The sequence below is a fragment of the Amycolatopsis sp. lyj-84 genome, from assembly GCF_046549075.1.
GTDB lineage: Bacteria > Actinomycetota > Actinomycetes > Mycobacteriales > Pseudonocardiaceae > Amycolatopsis.
On sequence record NZ_JAJPWO010000005.1, the window covers coordinates 53,832 to 70,366 of the forward strand.

General features: G+C 69.2%; 17 protein-coding genes. 10 read left to right on the forward strand and 7 right to left on the reverse strand.

Annotated features, from left to right (window positions below):
• Positions 1-59 precede the first annotated feature (59 nt).
• Together ACLJRM_RS17170 and ACLJRM_RS17175 are read left to right on the forward strand one after the other, a co-directional pair.
• A complete protein-coding gene (locus tag ACLJRM_RS17170) occupies positions 60-1,406 on the forward strand; it encodes a sensor histidine kinase (RefSeq protein ID WP_101605818.1) in 1,347 nt (448 codons plus the stop codon).
• A 224-nt stretch (positions 1,407-1,630) separates the two neighbouring features.
• On the forward strand, positions 1,631-2,263 hold the full coding sequence (locus tag ACLJRM_RS17175; RefSeq protein WP_101605817.1) for a TetR/AcrR family transcriptional regulator: 633 nt from the start codon (positions 1,631-1,633) through the stop codon (positions 2,261-2,263).
• 99 nt (positions 2,264-2,362) lie between these two features.
• Here ACLJRM_RS17175 and ACLJRM_RS17180 read toward each other — a convergent pair whose 3' ends face one another.
• A complete protein-coding gene (locus ACLJRM_RS17180) occupies positions 2,363-3,100 on the reverse strand; it encodes a TetR/AcrR family transcriptional regulator (protein WP_101605816.1) in 738 nt (245 codons plus the stop codon).
• 61 nt (positions 3,101-3,161) lie between these two features.
• Between ACLJRM_RS17180 and ACLJRM_RS17185 the strand changes: the two genes are divergently transcribed.
• Both ACLJRM_RS17185 and ACLJRM_RS17190 read left to right on the forward strand, forming a co-directional pair.
• On the forward strand, positions 3,162-4,031 hold the full coding sequence (locus ACLJRM_RS17185) for an alpha/beta fold hydrolase (RefSeq protein WP_101612988.1): 870 nt from the start codon (positions 3,162-3,164) through the stop codon (positions 4,029-4,031).
• 92 nt (positions 4,032-4,123) lie between these two features.
• Positions 4,124-4,522 (forward strand): hypothetical protein, encoded by a 399-nt coding sequence (locus tag ACLJRM_RS17190; RefSeq protein ID WP_101605815.1) that lies wholly within the window; start codon positions 4,124-4,126, stop codon positions 4,520-4,522.
• Here ACLJRM_RS17190 and ACLJRM_RS17195 read toward each other — a convergent pair.
• Both ACLJRM_RS17195 and ACLJRM_RS17200 read right to left on the reverse strand, forming a co-directional pair.
• Positions 4,438-5,661 (reverse strand): acetyl-CoA acetyltransferase, encoded by a 1,224-nt coding sequence (locus ACLJRM_RS17195; RefSeq protein WP_101605814.1) that lies wholly within the window; start codon positions 5,659-5,661, stop codon positions 4,438-4,440. The two genes, ACLJRM_RS17190 and ACLJRM_RS17195, sit on opposite strands and share 85 nt — an antisense overlap.
• 144 nt (positions 5,662-5,805) lie before the next feature.
• Entirely contained in the window at positions 5,806-7,278 is a 1,473-nt protein-coding gene (locus tag ACLJRM_RS17200) for a carotenoid oxygenase family protein (protein WP_101605813.1), read from the reverse strand.
• 131 nt (positions 7,279-7,409) lie between these two features.
• Between ACLJRM_RS17200 and ACLJRM_RS17205 the strand changes: the two genes are divergently transcribed.
• Complete coding sequence (locus ACLJRM_RS17205) at positions 7,410-8,375, forward strand: winged helix-turn-helix transcriptional regulator (protein WP_101605812.1); 966 nt, start codon at positions 7,410-7,412, stop codon at positions 8,373-8,375.
• Between the two features lie 76 nt (positions 8,376-8,451).
• A complete protein-coding gene (locus tag ACLJRM_RS17210) occupies positions 8,452-8,640 on the forward strand; it encodes a DUF5302 domain-containing protein (RefSeq protein WP_076164687.1) in 189 nt (62 codons plus the stop codon).
• A gap of 83 nt (positions 8,641-8,723) precedes the next feature.
• Here the strand turns inward: ACLJRM_RS17210 and ACLJRM_RS17215 are convergent, their stop codons facing one another.
• The 4 genes from ACLJRM_RS17215 to ACLJRM_RS17230 all read right to left on the reverse strand — a co-directional run bounded on the left by ACLJRM_RS17215 (position 8,724) and on the right by ACLJRM_RS17230 (position 12,699).
• Positions 8,724-9,794: a Glu/Leu/Phe/Val family dehydrogenase gene (locus ACLJRM_RS17215; protein WP_410604008.1), complete on the reverse strand. Its 1,071-nt coding sequence runs from the start codon at positions 9,792-9,794 to the stop codon at positions 8,724-8,726.
• Positions 9,795-9,911: 117 nt separating this feature from the next.
• On the reverse strand, positions 9,912-11,102 hold the full coding sequence (locus ACLJRM_RS17220; RefSeq protein ID WP_101605810.1) for a kynureninase: 1,191 nt from the start codon (positions 11,100-11,102) through the stop codon (positions 9,912-9,914).
• Entirely contained in the window at positions 11,099-11,881 is a 783-nt protein-coding gene (locus tag ACLJRM_RS17225; RefSeq protein WP_101605809.1) for a tryptophan 2,3-dioxygenase, read from the reverse strand. Before ACLJRM_RS17225 ends, ACLJRM_RS17220 begins: the two co-directional genes overlap by 4 nt.
• Positions 11,878-12,699, reverse strand: coding sequence for a PaaX family transcriptional regulator C-terminal domain-containing protein (locus ACLJRM_RS17230; RefSeq protein WP_101605808.1), 822 nt, complete (start codon positions 12,697-12,699; stop codon positions 11,878-11,880). Before ACLJRM_RS17230 ends, ACLJRM_RS17225 begins: the two co-directional genes overlap by 4 nt.
• Positions 12,700-12,747: 48 nt before the next feature.
• Here ACLJRM_RS17230 and ACLJRM_RS17235 point away from each other — a divergent pair, with 48 nt between their 5' ends.
• Genes ACLJRM_RS17235 through ACLJRM_RS17250 form a run of 4 tightly spaced genes read left to right on the forward strand, consistent with a single transcriptional unit; the run spans position 12,748 to position 16,485 of the window.
• Positions 12,748-13,473 carry a creatininase family protein gene (locus ACLJRM_RS17235; RefSeq protein ID WP_410604006.1) on the forward strand — a complete coding sequence of 242 codons (726 nt, stop codon included), beginning with the start codon at positions 12,748-12,750 and terminating at the stop codon, positions 13,471-13,473.
• The gene (locus ACLJRM_RS17240) at positions 13,470-14,972 is read left to right on the forward strand and encodes a benzoate-CoA ligase family protein (RefSeq protein ID WP_410663578.1); all 1,503 of its coding nucleotides are present in this window, start codon (positions 13,470-13,472) and stop codon (positions 14,970-14,972) included. Before ACLJRM_RS17235 ends, ACLJRM_RS17240 begins: the two co-directional genes overlap by 4 nt.
• On the forward strand, positions 14,969-15,661 hold the full coding sequence (locus ACLJRM_RS17245) for an SDR family NAD(P)-dependent oxidoreductase (protein ID WP_410663579.1): 693 nt from the start codon (positions 14,969-14,971) through the stop codon (positions 15,659-15,661). The genes ACLJRM_RS17240 and ACLJRM_RS17245 overlap by 4 nt, the downstream gene beginning before the upstream one ends.
• Positions 15,658-16,485, forward strand: a complete 828-nt coding sequence (locus tag ACLJRM_RS17250; protein ID WP_410663580.1) for an enoyl-CoA hydratase family protein — start codon at positions 15,658-15,660, stop codon at positions 16,483-16,485. The genes ACLJRM_RS17245 and ACLJRM_RS17250 overlap by 4 nt, the downstream gene beginning before the upstream one ends.
• Positions 16,486-16,535: the final 50 nt, after the last annotated feature.

A 16,535-nucleotide genomic window follows, 5' to 3' on the forward strand; every position in this document is an offset into this window, starting at 1 on the left:
ACGGGGTCAACATCGCCTTGATCTCAGGTCAACGGACGGCAAAATATCGCTTCGGGTGGGTGATCCTCGTCCTCGTCGGCCACACTCTGTCCGTGCGCCGCCGGATCGTCACCCTCACCGTGCTGGCTGCGGTGCTGGCGATCACCCTCTTCGGGGTGCCGCTGGCCATCGCGGTCGGCAGGTTCCACGAGGGGATGTCCACCCACGACCTCGAACGCGCCGCCGACACCGTCGCCCTCGCGGTGACCGGCGAACTGGCCAACGGCCGGACCCCGGAACTCAGACCGGTCGAAGCCGACGAGGGCGAAGATCGGATCCACGGCATCCGGGTCGCGGTCTACACGCCGACCGGCAGGCTCCTGACCGGCGACGGCCCGGCGACCGAAGACCGGTTCGTCCGCGAGGCGCACGACACCGACATGGCGACCGGGAGGCTCGGCGACGAAGTGGTCCTCGCCGTCCCGGTGCTCAGCGGGGCGGCGCTGGTCGGGGTGGTCCGTGCCGCCCATCCCCGGTCCGAGCTGGACACCCGGATCCGGCTGACCTGGCTGAAGATGGCCGGGCTCGCCCTCATCGCGATCGGGGCCAGCTGGCTGATCGGCCGCCGGATCGCCACCCGGCTCACCCGGCCGCTGGAAGAACTGGCCGTCACCGCCGAACGCCTCGGCGAAGGCGACTTCACCGTGCGCACGCGCCGGACCGGAGTCCGCGAGATCGATCAGGTCGCCGAAGCACTCGACGTCACCTCCGAGCGGATCGGCGAGACGCTGGAACGGGAACGCACCTTCTCCTCCGACGCCTCCCACCAGCTGCGGACGCCGTTGACCGGGCTGCGCCTACAGCTGGAAGCGGCGCTGGAGAATCCCGATCGCGACCCCTACGCCACGATCCGCGACGGCATCACCTCGGCCGACCGGCTGGAACGGACCATCGACGATCTGCTGGCGCTGGCCAAGCAGACCAGGGCGCCGCGCGCACTGCTCGACCTGGGCAAACTCTTCGAGGAGGTCCGCCAGACCTGGCACGGCCTGCTCGCCGGACGCGGCCGCGCGCTGCGGATCAGCGGACGGGAAGCCCTGCCGGCGCGGGCGGCGGACGCGGCCGTGCGGCAGGTGCTCGCCGTCCTGCTGGACAACGCGGCGACGCACGGACGGGGCACGGTCACCGTCGTCGCTCGCGACGCCGGTGAGGCGCTGGCCATCGACGTGAGCGACGAGGGGGCCATCCCGGACGGGACCGATCCGTTCGTGACCGAAGAACGGACCGAGGAGCGGGAAGGCCACGGGATCGGCCTGCGGCTGGCACGGAGCCTGTCCGAGGCGGAGGGCGGGCGACTGCGGCTGACGAGCCCGTCGCCGACGACGTTCACGCTGCTCTTGCCCGCCGAAAGACCTTCACCGCATTAAGAAGGCCCGGGCCTGGCGAGCTAGGGGGGGTTACTCGCCAGGCCGGGCCGGTAGGAGGCAAACGCGCCCCGACAGCGCGCACGGCATGCCACCTGAGAGAAGACGGTAAAGACCAGCGGGCCAACAGACGGTACACGCCGGATTAACTTACACTTTGCTTTCACATGTCACAGAAATCCCGCGACCGTCCGGCCGCGCTGAATCGATCGTGGGAAGATTGCCGTATGACCACGGAGCCGGCGCCGAGATGGCGGAGACTGGAACCGGACGAGCGCAAGGAGCAGATCTTCGTCTGCGCCGCCAGGCTTTTCGGGGACCGTCCCTACTCCGAAGTGTCCACATCGGACATCGCGGCGGAGGCCGGGGTGGCCAGGGGTCTGATCAACCATTACTTCGGTACCAAACGTGAGCTCTACCTGGAGATCATCCGGCGGGCGCTGACCGTGCCGCGCCTCGCCGTCGAGATCCTGCCGGAGGGCCCGCTCGAACTGCGCGCCGACGTCGCCATCGACTGGTTCCTGGACATGGTCACCAGCCAGGAGAAGATGTGGCTGGCCGCGATCGCGCCGGAGGGCATCGGCCGGGACCTCGAAGTCGAACGGATCCTCGAAGAAGCCGATCGCGAATCGGCCGACCGGGTGCTCGAAGCCGTCGGCCTCTCCCGCGAAAGCGAGCACGGGCAAGAACTGAACGCGCTGGTCCGCGCGTTCGGCGGAATGGTCAAGGCGGCGGGCCGCGAATGGCTCGTCCGCGGTTCGCTCGACCGCTCGCAGGTGCACACGCTGCTCAGCAAGTCGCTGGTCACGCTGGTCGGTGAGGTGTTCCCCGAGATCCAGCGCGCCGCCCCGCGCCAGTGACATGAGAAGCCCCCGGCACCTCGAGGGGGAGGTGGGTGCCAGGGGCTTCGGGACCGGTGACGAAGCACCGGTATCCCTCCACACTACGCCGATTCACTGTCACGGCTCTGTCAAACTTTCGAATGCGTTCAACTGGGTGAGCCGGTGCTCCAGCCCGTCGATGCAGCGCTCGACCGCGTAAGCGTAGAGACGCTCGTAGTAGCCGGCCGCGAGATCGGGATCGGCGACCAGCGCCGCGATCGATTCACCCAGCGCCGCCATCCCCGGCAGGTCTTCGCGGGTGCGATACGCCGCGTAGCCCTCGGACCGGTCCATCTGCAGCGCCATCGCGCTCTCGCGGTCGTCCTCCATCGCGACGAACTGACAGGCGGTGGCGAGCAGCAGGTTGTAGGCGAACGGCGCCTCGGTGCCGAATCCGGCCGCGAGCAGGCGGCCGATGCCGGTGTTCATGGTCGGCACGGCGGCGGCGACCGACGGGCCGAACAGGGCCAGCCGTCGCGCCGAACCCGGATAGCGGCGCAGCACGGTCCGCACGGTGGGCAGGAACTCGTCGAACCAGGCGCGCCACGGCAGGGTCTCGTCGGGCAGGGTCAGTTCGCCGACCACCCGGTCCAGCACCGCGACGACGACGGTGTCCCGGTCGCCCACATGGTGGTAGACCACCGCGGGGTAGGCGTCGACGGCGGCCGCGAGCTGCCGCAACGTCCAGTTTTCCAGCCCGGTCTCGGCCGACAGCTCCAACGCGGCGTCGATGATCCGGTCCTTGGTGACCGCCGGCCGTCCGGAAGCCGCACGGGATCGGGGTCGCGAACCCGCGTCTTCGGAGAAAGTCGGCATGCGGGCTACCGTAACCGCATTCGACTGGTCGTACGGCGGGGGCTTCCGGCAGGATCGTGCCATGCCCCGCGCGCGTGTGAACGGCCTCGAACTCGAGTACGACACCTTCGGCTCCCCCGCCGATCCGCCGCTCGTCCTGGTGATGGGGCTCGGCGCGCAGATGGTCACCTGGGAGACCGGCTTCTGCGAACTGCTCGCCGAGGGCGGCTTCCACGTCGTCCGGTTCGACAACCGCGACATCGGCCTCTCGTCCTATCTGGACGACCTTCCCGTGCCGGACCTCGCCGCGCTGGCCTCGGGCGACCTGACGACGGCGCCGTACCTGCTCTCGGATCTCGCCTCCGACGTGACCGGGCTGTTCGACGCGCTCGGCTTCGAGCGCGCGCACGTCGTCGGCGCGTCGATGGGCGGGATGATCGTGCAGCAGCTCGCGATCGACTCGCCGGAACGGCTGCTCAGCCTGACGTCGATCATGTCGACCACCGGCGACCCCTCGGTCGGGCATCCGGAGCCGGAGGCGCTGGCCGGGCTGACCCGGCCGCCCGCCGCCACCCGTGAGCAGGCCATCGAAGACGGCGTCACGTGGTTCAAGCTCGTGGGCTCGCCCGGGCACCCTTCCGACGACGAGTTCCTGCGGATGAAGGCCACCCGCAACTACGACCGGGCGAATCACCCGGCCGGTGCGTTGCGGCAGGCCGCCGCCGTCGTCGCTTCGGGCGACCGGACGGCGAAGCTGCGCGAAGTCCGCGTCCCGACACTCGTCATCCACGGCGAGAGCGACCCACTGATCAACGTCAGCGGCGGGAAGGCGACCGCGGAAGCGATCCCGGACGCCGAGCTGGTGGTGTTCCCCGGGATGGGACACGAACTGCCGCGGCAGCTGTGGCCCGCGATCGCCGAAACGATCACCTCGCACGCGCGCAAGGCCTGAGGGGATCAGGATTTCGTCAAGAATCCCGGCGAACGCGTAGGGAAAACGTTCACGCTGACCGCACGCCCGGTCACGCGGAGTTGACTGGGCGGATGAGGAATCCCGAGTGCTTCGGTTTCCCGTTCGGTTGTGTCGCCGTCGTCGCCGCGGCGTCGGTGGCCGGCCTCTTCGGCTCGGCGGACCGTCACGGCTTGTCCTTGGCGGCACTGGGTTTCGTCGTGCTGGTCGCCGGAGCGGTGACGAGCACGACCGCCGCGGCCGGGACGGCGGTGATCGCCTGGAGCGTCCATTCGGGATTCACCGTCGGATCGCTCGGCGCACTCCAGTTCACCCTCGAAACCGGCGTCGCCGCCGCGGTCTTCCTCGGGGCGACGCTCACCGGAGCGGCGTATCGCGGCCGGTGGGTTCAGCGGGCGACGACCATCGCGACCACGGTCGTGAAGGATCCCCCGACGTTCAAGGTCAGCACGTTCCGCACGCCCTCGATCTGAAGCGGCCCGGCGGTTCCCGCGACCTGGCGCGCGGCGTCGTGCACCATCCGCACCCCGGTCGCGCCGACCGGGTGACCGAGGCCGAGCAGCCCGCCGCCGGGATTCACCGGGAGAACGCCGTCCCGCGCGATCCCGCCGGATTCGACGAGCCGTCCCGCCGCTCCCGGCGGGGCCGCGCCCAGATGTTCCAGCGCCACCAGCGCGGTGATGGTGAAACAGTCGTGCAGTTCGACGACGTCCATCTCCTCGGCGCCGGAGACCTTCGCGCGCCGGTACGCGTCGAGCACCGCGCCCCGCAGATGCGGGAACAGGTACTCCTGTCCTTCGGCGCGATCCAGCTTGCCCCGCAACGACAAATGCGCCGTCCGGTGACCGAATCCGGCCAGTCGCGGGACTTCGGCGAGATCGCGGCCCACGCGTTTCGCCCACTCGGCGGCGAATTCCGGTGAGGCGAGGACGATCGCGGCGGCTCCGTCGGAGATGCGGCCGCAGTCGTTCTTGCGCAGCGCGCCCGCCACGACGGGGTTCAGCCGGTCGTCCTGACCGAACGAACCGTCGGGGAAACTCCAGTCGCGCGCCTGCGCCATCGGGTTGAGCGCGGCGTTCGCGAAAGCGTTGCGGGCGAACAGGCCGAGGTGCCCGGGATCGAGCCCGTACCGCCAGTCGTAGGCATCGGCGACGTCGGCGAACAAGACGGGCCAAGGGAAATCGGCCGAGCGCGCCTCGGCGCCGACCCAGGCCGCGGAGCCGAGGTGGCCCGCCGCGGACCGCGCGTCGGTGTTGCGCATGAGCTCCAGCCCGGTCACCAGCGCGACGTCGTACCGTCCGGACTCGATGTCGGCGCTCGCGGCGAGCACCGCCGTCCCGCCCGAAGCGCAAGCGGCCTCGTGCCGGGTGCTCGGGATGCCGTCCAGATCCGGGACGGCCGCCACCAGCAGCCCGCCGAGCTGGGCCTGACCGGTGAACAACTCGGCCGCCAGGTTGCCGACGTGGGCGACACCGATGTCGTTCGGCTCGACCTGCGCGTCCACCAGCGCGTCCGGCACCACTTCGGCGAACATCTCGAACAGCCCGCCGCCCTCTTTCGCGAAGTTCCGCGCGAAATCGGTCTGTGCCCCGCCCAGTACGAAGACCGTCATCGGCCGTTCCACTCTCCAGGTCCAGGGCCGGTGCCGTGCCCGAGTCGCCCCACCCCCTGGAAGGGGCGACTCGGACGGCGGCTAATCCGGCCCTCGCGCACCTGCCCACACCTCTGGCGGTGGGCCGGCGCGAAAGGGGATCACTCACTTACGGGAAGGTTCCAGCTGGTCCGCCCGGACCCAGGTCGCGTGAAAACCGAGCGGGACACGCTGGGGCAACAGGACCCTGGCCACGGGTCCGGCAGTGAGATCGGCGGCGTCGAAGATGTCCAGCTCCGAGCGCCCCTCACGCTCGTCCTGGACAAAAGTCACCAGATAGCCGTCATCGGAATCGGCGGCCGCGCCGTCGCGAGGTGCGAACGGCGCCTCACTACCCCACCGGCCCGGACCGAAACGATATTCGGTCTTGGTGCCGGCACGATTGTCGTAACACACCAGGCCGTCGAACTTGAGCGTCGAATCCGGCGAGATGTGCACCGCGTAGGAGAAGCGATTCCGGCCGCCGACCACCCTCGAGTCGACGGACGGAAATTCGGTGTTGTCGTCGTCGAGCTGGGCCTCCAGGCACTGTCCGGTCCGCAGGTTGAACCGGTAGCGGTGCAGCGAGGCGTCCAGCCGCAGGTACGACAGCATTTTGGCGAGCGGGGTGTGCGCGTCCGCGCGTGGCTGCGGGCGCTGGACACGGCAGACGTCGAGGACGATTTCCTCGCCCTGCTCCCAGGAGTTGACGACGTGGTAGATGTAGCACGGGCTGGCCTCGAACCAGCGGATCTGGCTACCGTTACCGTAGCGAGGCAGTACCCCGAACCGGCTCGGCAGCGACCGGTCGAACAGCAGTTTGTGGCGCCCGTTGCGCGCCGCCTCCATGTCCTGGATCAGCGGCAGGTCCATCAAAACGGCGTAGTTCTCGGTGATCGCCATGTCGTGCGGGAGGCGCGGGCCGGGGAGTTCGATCTCGGTCGTGTTCACGACCTTGCCGTCCGCGCTGATCACGCCGTAGCGCAGGTACGGCGGCCGGGGCCCGTAGTCGAACCAGAACATCTCGCCGGTGCGCTCGTCGACCTTCGGATGGGCCATCATGTCGCCGACCAGCGTGCCGAGGAAGTCTTCGGCGCCCAGCGTCTCCAGCGAGAGCGGGTCCACCGCGTACGGCGTGCCGCACATGTACCAGGTGGAGAGCACCTGGCCGCGGTGGAAGATCAGGTCGGTGTTGGCGCTGTCCTTGACGTTCAGGCCGTGCGTGTTGCCGAACGGGTTGTCCTTGGGCGACTCCATGACGCCCTTCCAGAGCGCCTTGCCCGCTTCGGATTCGGCCTCGAACGCCTTGGTGCGGACCCAGCGGTTGCGGTAGCGGGCCTTGCCGTTCTCCAGGTGGACGGCGTGGATCATGCCGTCGCCGTCGAACCAGTGGTAGCGGCCCTCCGGCTCGAACCGGGGGTTGGGCCCGTTGCGCAGGTACACCCCGTTGAGATCCGCGGGGATCTTGCCGATGACCTCGAGATCGCTCGCGTCGAGCTCTTCGCCGACCGGGGCGTAGACGCCCATCAGATACGGGTTGACCTCGGGTTCCCCGGTGGCGGCTGCCACCAGGATCGGCTGCTCGGAGGTGCTGGTCATCGGTTCTCCCCGGTTGGTTCGCGTTGACCGATTGGCTGAGAGACTATGATTTCTGTAGCCAGCTGTCAATAGACTTCGTTTGCTGTAGTCAGTAGTACGCTGAGCGCGACACACCATCCGAAGGGAACTACGTGACAGAGGCGACGGCGCACCGCGTCAGGCCGGCGGGCGATCCGCTGCGCCGGGCTCTCGAACTGCTCGGCGATCAGTGGACCTTGCTGATCCTGCAGAGCCTCTTCCTGCGCTTCCGCCGTTACGAGGAACTCCGGCTCCGGCTCGGCATCTCGCCCACCGCGTTGTCCGGGCGGCTGCGCGAAATGGTCGACGCGGGCATGCTCGTCCGCACGCCGTACCGGGACGCGCGGCGCACCCGGCACGAGTACCGGCTCACCGAACGCGGCCTCGAACTGTGGCCGCTGCTGATCTCGATCTGGGCCTGGGAAAGAGAATGGGTCGAGGGACGGCGCGCCGTGCTGCCGACGCTGATCCACCTCGACTGCGAACTGGCGACGTCGGCGCCGCTCGGCTGTGCCTCCTGCGAACGCCGGGTCGACGCCCGCGACATCCGCGCGCGCCGCCTCGACGACACCGGCGTCGTCGAAGCGACGGCGGGGAAACGCTTCCGCCGCAAGGACGCCGAGTCCCTGGCCGCCGATCCGCTGATGTTCTTCCCCGACACCATGGAACTCCTCGGCGACCGATGGTCGACCGGGCTCGTGGTGAGCGCGCTGCTCGGGGCCCGGCACTTCTCGGAGTTCGAACGCGAACTCGGCATCGGGCCCAGCGTGCTTTCGGGCAGGCTGTCGAAACTCGTGGAGGTCGGCGTGCTGCGGACCGGGACCGCGAAGACCCGCACCGACGCGCACGACTACCGGCTGACCGCGAAAGGCCTCGCGTTCTTCCCCGCGCTGGCCTTCATCGCCGAGTGGTCGCGGGGCTTCGAGGTGCCGGGACAGGAACCCGACATCACGCTGGAGCACGTCGACTGCGGCAACCGGTTGAAGCCGATCCTGCTGTGCGACCACTGCTGGCGGCCGCTGCTGCGGAACCGGATCCAGTTCGGCGGCCCGGTCCAGCTGCCCGCCCCGCCGAGGTGACGTAAATCGACTCGCCATCCGTGGTGGTTCCTGACAGGCTGGGCACTTGTCACATGTCGTCACCTCGGAGGTAGCAATGACTGAACCCGCGCCGTCCCCAGCGGATGGAGAAGAGGACGACACCAAGCGCAAGTTCCGTGAGGCGCTGGAGCGCAAGCAGGCTCAGGCCCGCTCCGGCTCGGCCCACGAGAACGCGGGCGGCAAGAACCTGCACGCGCACGGGCCCGCCGCGAACAAGCGCACCTTCCGTCGCAAGAGCGGCTGAGTCCCAGCCTCTCCCGCGTGCCATGAAGGGGACTTTCATTGCAAATTTTGCAATGAAAGTCCCCTTCATAGCGTTTGGGAGACCTACACGGTCAGGATCGACCGCAGCCCGCCGACCTCGGTCATCCGGCGCTCGGCCAGCCGGTCGGCCGCCGCCGCCGGGGGCACGCCGTCGGCCTTGGCCAGCGCGAACACCGCCTTGGTGGTGTCGAAGATGGCCGTCGTCTTGCGCTTCGCCCGCGCGAAGTCGAAGCCGTGCCGCTCGTCGTCGACCTGGATCACGCCACCGGCGTTGACCAGGTAGTCCGGCGCGAAGAGGATGCCGCGGTCGTCGAGCAGCTTGTCGACGCCCGGGTGCGCGAGCTGGTTGTTGGCCGCTCCGCACACGATCTTGGTGCGGAGTTCGGCGACGGTCTCGTCGGTGAGCACACCGCCCAGCGCGCACGGCGCGAAGACGTCGAGTTCGGTGCGCATCAGCGTGTCGAGGTCCTCGACGACCTCGACACCCGGGTACGCCGCGCGGGTGCGCTCGATCGCCGCGGGCGAGACGTCGGTGATGACCACCTGCGCGCCCGCTTCGATCAGGTGCCCGACCAGGATGTGCCCGACCTTCCCGACCCCGGCGACGCCGACCTTGCGGCCCGCGAGGTCCGGGACGCCCCAGACGGCGTCCGCGGAGGCGCGCATGCCCTGGTAGGTGCCGAAGGCGGTGAGCACGGAGGAATCGCCGGCGCCGCCGTTCTCCGGCGAGCGGCCCGTGACGAACTCCGATTCGCGGGCGACGATGTCCATGTCCTGCACGTAGGTGCCCACGTCGCAGGCGGTGATGTAGCGGCCGCCCAGCGACTGGACGAACCGGCCGAAGGCGCGAAGCAGCGCTTCGGACTTGTGCTTGTGGGGGTCGCCGATGATGACGGCCTTGCCGCCACCGAGGTCGAGCCCGGCGAGCGCGTTCTTGTAGGCCATGCCCTTCGACAGCGCGAGGACGTCCGCGAGCGCGGCGTCCTCGGATGCGTAGGGGTAGAACCGGGTCCCGCCGAGCGACGGCCCCAGCGCCGTCGAGTAGATCCCGATGATGGCCTTCAGGCCGGTGGCCTGGTCTTGGCAGAAGACGACCTGTTCATGGCCGGTACCTTGGCCGAACACTTCGGTCACTGTGGTGACTCCTTGTCATGGAGTGCACGCGGCTTGTGGCTCACGTGCGAAGTTCCTGGAACAAGGCACAGCCCCCGCACGAAGGTCATCCGGCGGCGACGGTGCCACAGCGCAAACCTAGCGGACGATCTCGCCCAGGATGCGCAGTGCGGAGTCGAGTTGACCGTCGGAAAGGTACGGCGCCGGGCCGAACCGCAGGTACGCGCCGCGGCTGTCGGTCCGGACCCCGCGTTCGGCGAGGGCGGCCTGCAACGCTCCGGCGTCCGCGCACTTCAGGGACAGGAAGCCGCCGATGCGGTCCAGCGGCGTCTCGCGGTCGCGAGTGATGACGTCTTCGGGCAGGCCCAGCTTGTCGAAGCCTTCGGCGAGGAAGCCGACCTGGTGTCGCGAGACCTCCCGCAGGAACTCGGGCGTGAGCCCTTGCTCGGCGAAGAACCGGAACACGCGAGCGCCCCGGTAGTGGCTCGTCGGGTCGTAGGTCGCCCCGGCGAACCTGTCCGAACCACTGGCGTAGGCGACCTGGCCGGGTCGGCGCTCGTCCGCGAGCGCGCCGAATTCGGCGTACCAGCCGGTGACGACCGGCCGCAGTTCCTGCGCGTGCGCGGGCATCCGCAGGAAGCAGTTGCCCTCGCCGAGCTGGAGGTACTTGTAGCCGCCGCCGAGGACCCAGGCGTTGGTGAGCCCGAGGTCGTGCAGCGCGAACGGGACGACGCCGAGCGCGTGGTACGCGTCGACGACGAGGTTCACCGACTTCGAGAGGCAGACGTCGGCGAGGTGGGCCAGGCCCGGCACGAGCCGGGAGGTCTCGAACAGCACGGCCGACACGAGGACGGCGGCGGTGTCTTCGGTGACCTCGGCCGCGACACGCTCGGCCAGGGTGGCGACCGGTGCCGAGGGGACGCGGACGACCTCCACACCTTCCTCGGCCAGTCGCGCCAGCTGACGGCGCAGCGTGTGGAACTCCCCGTCGGTGGTGATCAGGCGCGGGCGCCCGCGCAGGTCCATCGCCGACAGGAACCGGATCACCAGATCGTGGGTGCTGGCGCCGAGCGCGATGCCGCCGTGCGGGTCACCGAGCAGCGCCCGGAACCCGGCCCGCAGCTCGTCGGCCTTCGCGAAGGCCCGGTCCCATTTCGTGTCGACCTCTTCGGCCGCGTCGGCGAAGGCCTCGAGAAGACCTTCCCGCGCGACGTCCGGCCATGCCTGGTGCGAGTGCCCGGTCAACAGGATCCGGTCCGCCACACCGAATTCCGTGTAATGCGCCGCGAGCGCGTTGGGGTCGCGGCGGAGTTCGTCGAGGTTCGTCAAAGCCTGCTCCGCACCGCCCAGAGGTCCGGGAACATCGGGGAGAAAAGCGTCGAACGCAGGTAGTGCGCGCCCGACGAGCCCCCCGTCCCGGTCTTGTCTCCGATGGTGCGCTCGACCATCTTCACGTGCCGATACCGCCACTCCTGCATCCCTTCGTCCAGATCGACCAGGTGCTCCGCCACGACGGACGGCCCTGTGTCGTCGCGGTACACCCGCAGCAGAACCTCTTGGAGCGCCGGAGAGGGTTCGAGTGGCTTGGTGACATCGCGCCCGGTCGGGACGTCGTACTCCTTCACCGCGAGGTACGTGACGAAGGAATCGAAGAGCGACGGCCGTGCCATCGCGTCCGCGATCTGGGCACGCTGGTCACCGCCCTCGGGGTAATGCGCGAACACCCGCTCGTCCCGGCGGCCGAGAACGGCCTCCAGTACGCGGAATTGAGCCGACTGGAACCCGCTCGAAGCGTCGAGTCGCGCGCGAAAGCTGGTGAACTGGCTCGGAGTCATCGTCTCGAGCACATCGATCTGCGCGACCACCACCTTGAAGATAGTCAGGATTCGCCTCAGCGTGCGGGTGGCGTGAGCGGTGTTACCCGCTTCGAGTTGCTCCTGCAGGTAAAGCGCCTCGTGGAGAACTTGTTTGAACCAAAGTTCATACACTTGGTGGATCACGATGAAGAGCAGTTCATCGTGTTCGTCGGACCTCGGATGCTGCGCGTCCAGCACTTCGTCCAGCGAAAGGTAGGACGTGTAACTCAATGCCGCCTGAGTGTCGTTCATGGTTCGGTCACCTCATCGAAGTGGCGCTGTGCCGCCGGTGCCAGCGCCTCGTAAAGATCGTGGAAGAGCTCGACCGCGGCCGCCCGGCTCGGCGGAGCGGGCACCAGCCCGACCGGGAGTTCCGGATCGAGCGACGGGAAGGCGCGGAAGGTGTGCGTCAGCCAGGTTCGGACCTGGAACGCCTCGGCGTCAGGCAGGTCGCCTGAATATCCGCCGAAATCTCGGACGAACGCGTCGTAACGCGCGGCGAGGCCGTCGAGGTTCCAGGCCCGGCCGGCGAACCGCCGGACGTCGAGCCCCGCCGACGGTGTCCCGAGCATCAGCCCGGCGTGTTCGGAGACGTCCAATTCGGCCAGCAGGGCGAGCACCTCGGCCTCGCGGTCGTGCGGGGCGATCCAGGTGCCGTCCTGTACCGGGCCGAAACCGAGGAAGCGCAGCCGTCGCACCAGCCGTTCCCGGGCCTGACGGCGGCTTTCGGGGATGCTCTGCCACAGGACCGTCCACTCCCCGACCTCGCGTTCGCGCCTGCCGAGGGAGAAGATCCGGCGGTCGCCGTCGTCCAGCAACGCGATCGTGCGGCGGGTCAGCGAGTAGTGGACGAGCCTGCCCGACTTGTGTCTCGCGAGCAGATCGCGGCGGGCGAGCCTGGCCAGCGCGATCCGCGCCGCGCCGTCGGAGTAGCCCAGCCCGGCGAGCACGCCGACCAGGCCGCCGGACCAGACACGGCGGCTCTCGCGCGGCGACACGTAGGTGCCGAGCAGCGTCATCACCAGTTCCTGGGGACCTGGGTCGCCGTGAGGTGTGGCCGATTCGGGCATGCGAGCAACTCTATACACCTCAGGCCGCTGCGGTGTAGCTTGATTCGAGTGACGTACTTCGCGGATTTGAGCTCGCGCCAGGTCGCCGCGCTCGCGTCCGACGCGCGCGTTCCCGTGCTGCTGTTGCCGGTGGGCGCCGTCGAACCGCACGGACCGCACGCGCCGCTGGGCACCGATCCCCTGATCTCACGGGGAATGTGCGAGCGCGCCGCCGCGCGGCTGGCGGGCGACCCCGGCGTTCGTGTGCTGATCCTGCCAGAGATGCCCTACGGCGTGACCCGGTTCGCGGCCGGGTTCGCGGGCGGCATCTCGATCGGCGAGGAGACGCTGCACGCGCTGCTGACCGAGATCTGCGGCGCGCTCGCCGAGCAGGGACTCCCCCGGATCCTGCTGGTCAACAACCATTTCGAGCCCGCGCACCTCGCCGTACTGCGGCGGGTGGCGGAAACCGCGGGCGTCGGCCTCGTGGACCTGGTCCGCCGCCGGTACGCGGCGCGGCTCACCGACGAGTTCCGCTCCGGCGAGTGTCATGCCGGGCAGTACGAGACGTCGCTGGTGCTCGCCGACCGGCCGGACCTCGTGGACGCCGTCGTCCAGCGCGACCTGCCCGCCGTCCACGTCGACCTGGCGCGCGGCGGGGTCACCGACTTCGCCTCGGCCGGGATGACCGAGGCCTATTGCGGAACCCCCGCCCAGGCGACCGCCGAAGAAGGCGAGAAGACCTTCTCGGTGCTCACCGACATCCTGGTCGAAGCGATCCGGGAGCTGGTATGACCTTCAATCTGGCGACCCATTTCGTGGACCGCCTCCCCGGTTCCCGCACGGCGTTGGTGTGCGGTGACGAGGAAGTCACCTACGCGGATTTGGCGGCGCGGGTGAACCGGGCCGGGAACGTGCTGCGGGAGCTCGGTGTCCGAAGTGGACAACGGGTCCTGCTGGCGCTGAACGACAGCATCGAGTTCGTGGCCGTCTGGTACGCGGCGCAGAAGATCGGCGCGGTCACCGCCGAGGTCTATTCTTTCCTGCAGCCCAAGGATTACGCGTACTACCTGAACTACACCGAGGCCGTGGTCGTCGTCGCCGATGCCGCGACCTTGCCCGCGCTGCGCGAGGCCGGGGCGCGGAACCTGCTGGTGATCGGCGACATCGCCCTGGAGCCCGGTGAGCACTCGTTCGCCTCGCTGGTCGCTTCGGCCTCCGCGGAACTGGAAGCCGCTCCGACTTCGTTGGACGACGTCGCGATCTGGAAGTTCACCACCGGAAGCACCGGTTCGCCCAAGGCGTGCGTGCACCCGGCGCGCAGTGCGCTGGAAAGTTTCGACCGGTACGCGCTCGGCGTGCTCGGCCTTCGCGAGGACGACCGTGTACTGGCCGTGCCCAAGCTGTTCTTCGGCTACGCGCGGGATCTGACCGCGTTGTTCCCGTTCGGCGTGGGCGCTTCCGGGATCGTGTTCCCGCAGCGCAGCACCGCCGAGCTGCTGTTCTCGCTGATCGAGCGCCACCGGCCGACGATCCTGGTCAACGTGCCGACCATGATGAGCGCGATGATCGCCCATCCTTCGGCGGCAGGAGTGGACATGAGCTCTCTGCGGCTCGCGACGTCGGCGGGCGAGGCGCTGCCTTCGGAGCTGCATCGCAAGTGGGACAACCTGTTCGGTGTCCCGGTGATCGACGGGATCGGCTCCTCGGAGGCGTACCACATCTATCTGTCCAATGTGCCCGGCGCGCAGCGGGTCGGCAGCCTCGGCCGCGAGGTCCCCGGCTACACCGCCCGCATCCTCGACGAGAGTGACGATCCCTTGCCGGACGGCGAGATCGGCACCCTGGAGGTCACCGGTCCGACCATCGCCCGCGAGTATCACGGCGACACGGAGAAGACCGCGCGGACGTTCCACGGCGACACCGTGCGTACCGGCGACCTCTTCAGCCGCGACGCCGACGGGTACTTCCACCACCACGGCCGGGCCGACGACCTGCTGAAGGTGTCCGGCGTGTTCGTCGCGCCGAGCGAGATCGAAGACTGCCTGATCGGTCATCCCGCCGTCGTCGACTGCGCGGTACTGGGCGTGAGCGTCGACGGCCTGGTGGTCCCGCGGGCGTGCGTCGTCCTGGCGGAAGGCCTTTCCGTCACCCCGGAAGAACTGAAGGACCACGTGCGGACACATCTGGCGAAGCACAAATATCCGCGCGAGGTGGTGTTCGTGACCGAACTCCCCCGCACCGCCAACGGAAAACTCGATCGGCGCGCGCTGCGCCGGGTGGAGGCAGAGTGAGCAGGATCGTCGTCGTCACCGGCGGAACGCGCGGGATCGGCGCGGCCATCGCCGCCCGGTTCCAGGCCGCCGGCGACCAGGTGCACGCCCCCGGCCGGGCCGACTGCGACGTCACCGACGAGGACGCCGTCGCCCGGTACTTCGACGGCCTCGGACCGGTGGACGTCCTGGTGAACAACGCCGGGATCTCGGCGAGCGCGCCGCTGGCGAAGACGTCGCTGGACCAGTGGCGGACCCAGATCGAGGTCAACGCGACCGGCGCTTTCCTGTGCACACGGGCGGTTCTGCCCGGCATGCGCTCGCGCGACACCGGCCGGATCGTCACCGTCGCCTCGACGGCGTCGCACATCGGCTACCGCTACACGGCGGGCTATACGGCCTCGAAGCACGCCGCCGTCGGCCTGATGCGCGCCACCGCCGCCGAGGTCGCGGGCACCGGCGTCACCGCGAACGCCGTCTGCCCCGCCTTCGTGCGCACGGACATGACGGCCGCCTCGATGGCCCGGATCCAGGAACGGACCGGCCGCGACGAAGCCGGCGCGGAAGCCGCCCTCGCCGCCGCGTCCCCGCTCGGCCGCCTGCTCGAACCAGACGAGGTCGCCCACGCGGTGACCTTCTTCGCGGCCGCCGAAGCCGCCGCGATCAACGGACAGACACTCGTCCTCGATGGAGGTGGGATCCAATCATGAGCCCGTTCCGCGCCACGCCGCCGATCACGGCGAACTGGGAACATTTCGAGTTCACTGTGGACGATGGCGTCGCCACGGTCACCTTGGACCGCCCCGAAAAACTGAACGCGCTCACCTTCGACATCTACGCGGACCTCCGCGACCTGCTGGCCGAACTGCCGCACCGCGGCGACGTCCGGGTGCTGGTCATCACCGGCCGCGGCCGCGGGTTCTGCTCCGGCGGCGACGTCGAAGAGATCATCGGCGAACTGCAGAAAATGGAGTCCGCGGAGCTGCTGGAGTTCACCCGCATGACCGGCGCGGTGGTGAAAGCGCTGCGCGAGTGCCCCATCCCGGTGATCGCCGCGGTGAACGGCGTTGCGGCGGGCGCGGGCTCGGTGATCGCGCTGGCCAGTGACTTCCGGCTGCTGGCCTCGTCGGCGAAGTTCGCTTTCCTGTTCACGAAGGTCGGGCTGGCCGGGGCGGACATGGGCTCGGCGTACCTGCTGCCGCGGCTGGTCGGCTTGGGGCGGGCGACGGAGTTGCTGATGCTGGGCGACAAGATCGACGCCGCGCGGGCCGAGGCCATCGGGCTGGCTTCGCAGGTCGTCCCCGACTCCGACTTGCCTTCCGCGGCTTCTTCGCTGGCACGGCGTCTGGCCGATGGCCCGGCTCTGGCGTACAGCACCACGAAGGTGCTGCTGACGCGCGAGCAGGACATGGACCTGGGGAGCTCCATCGAGCTCGAGGCGATCACGCAGGCTTTGCTGATGACCGCCAAGGACCACGGGGAGTTCTATGCCGCCTGGGCGGCCGGGCGCTCCCCTCAATGGACCGGGCGCTAGACGGGGGTCGCGTTAGTCCTCTAAATGCGCGCCTTCCGTGAAGGCCTCCT

Excerpts from the sequence above, each read along its gene's own strand:
- ACLJRM_RS17250 (WP_410663580.1), top strand. The coding sequence starts at position 15,658 with ATGAGCCCGTTCCGCGCCACGCCGCCGATCACGGCGAACTGGGAACAT.
- ACLJRM_RS17195 (WP_101605814.1), bottom strand. The coding sequence starts at position 5,661 with ATGACGGTCTTCGTACTGGGCGGGGCACAGACCGATTTCGCGCGGAAC.
- ACLJRM_RS17210 (WP_076164687.1), top strand. The coding sequence starts at position 8,452 with ATGACTGAACCCGCGCCGTCCCCAGCGGATGGAGAAGAGGACGACACC.
- ACLJRM_RS17175 (WP_101605817.1), top strand. The coding sequence starts at position 1,631 with ATGACCACGGAGCCGGCGCCGAGATGGCGGAGACTGGAACCGGACGAG.
- ACLJRM_RS17190 (WP_101605815.1), top strand. The coding sequence starts at position 4,124 with ATGAGGAATCCCGAGTGCTTCGGTTTCCCGTTCGGTTGTGTCGCCGTC.
- ACLJRM_RS17240 (WP_410663578.1), top strand. The coding sequence starts at position 13,470 with ATGACCTTCAATCTGGCGACCCATTTCGTGGACCGCCTCCCCGGTTCC.
- ACLJRM_RS17230 (WP_101605808.1), bottom strand. The coding sequence starts at position 12,699 with ATGCCCGAATCGGCCACACCTCACGGCGACCCAGGTCCCCAGGAACTG.
- ACLJRM_RS17185 (WP_101612988.1), top strand. The coding sequence starts at position 3,162 with ATGCCCCGCGCGCGTGTGAACGGCCTCGAACTCGAGTACGACACCTTC.
- ACLJRM_RS17180 (WP_101605816.1), bottom strand. The coding sequence starts at position 3,100 with ATGCCGACTTTCTCCGAAGACGCGGGTTCGCGACCCCGATCCCGTGCG.
- ACLJRM_RS17200 (WP_101605813.1), bottom strand. The coding sequence starts at position 7,278 with ATGACCAGCACCTCCGAGCAGCCGATCCTGGTGGCAGCCGCCACCGGG.
- ACLJRM_RS17225 (WP_101605809.1), bottom strand. The coding sequence starts at position 11,881 with ATGAACGACACTCAGGCGGCATTGAGTTACACGTCCTACCTTTCGCTG.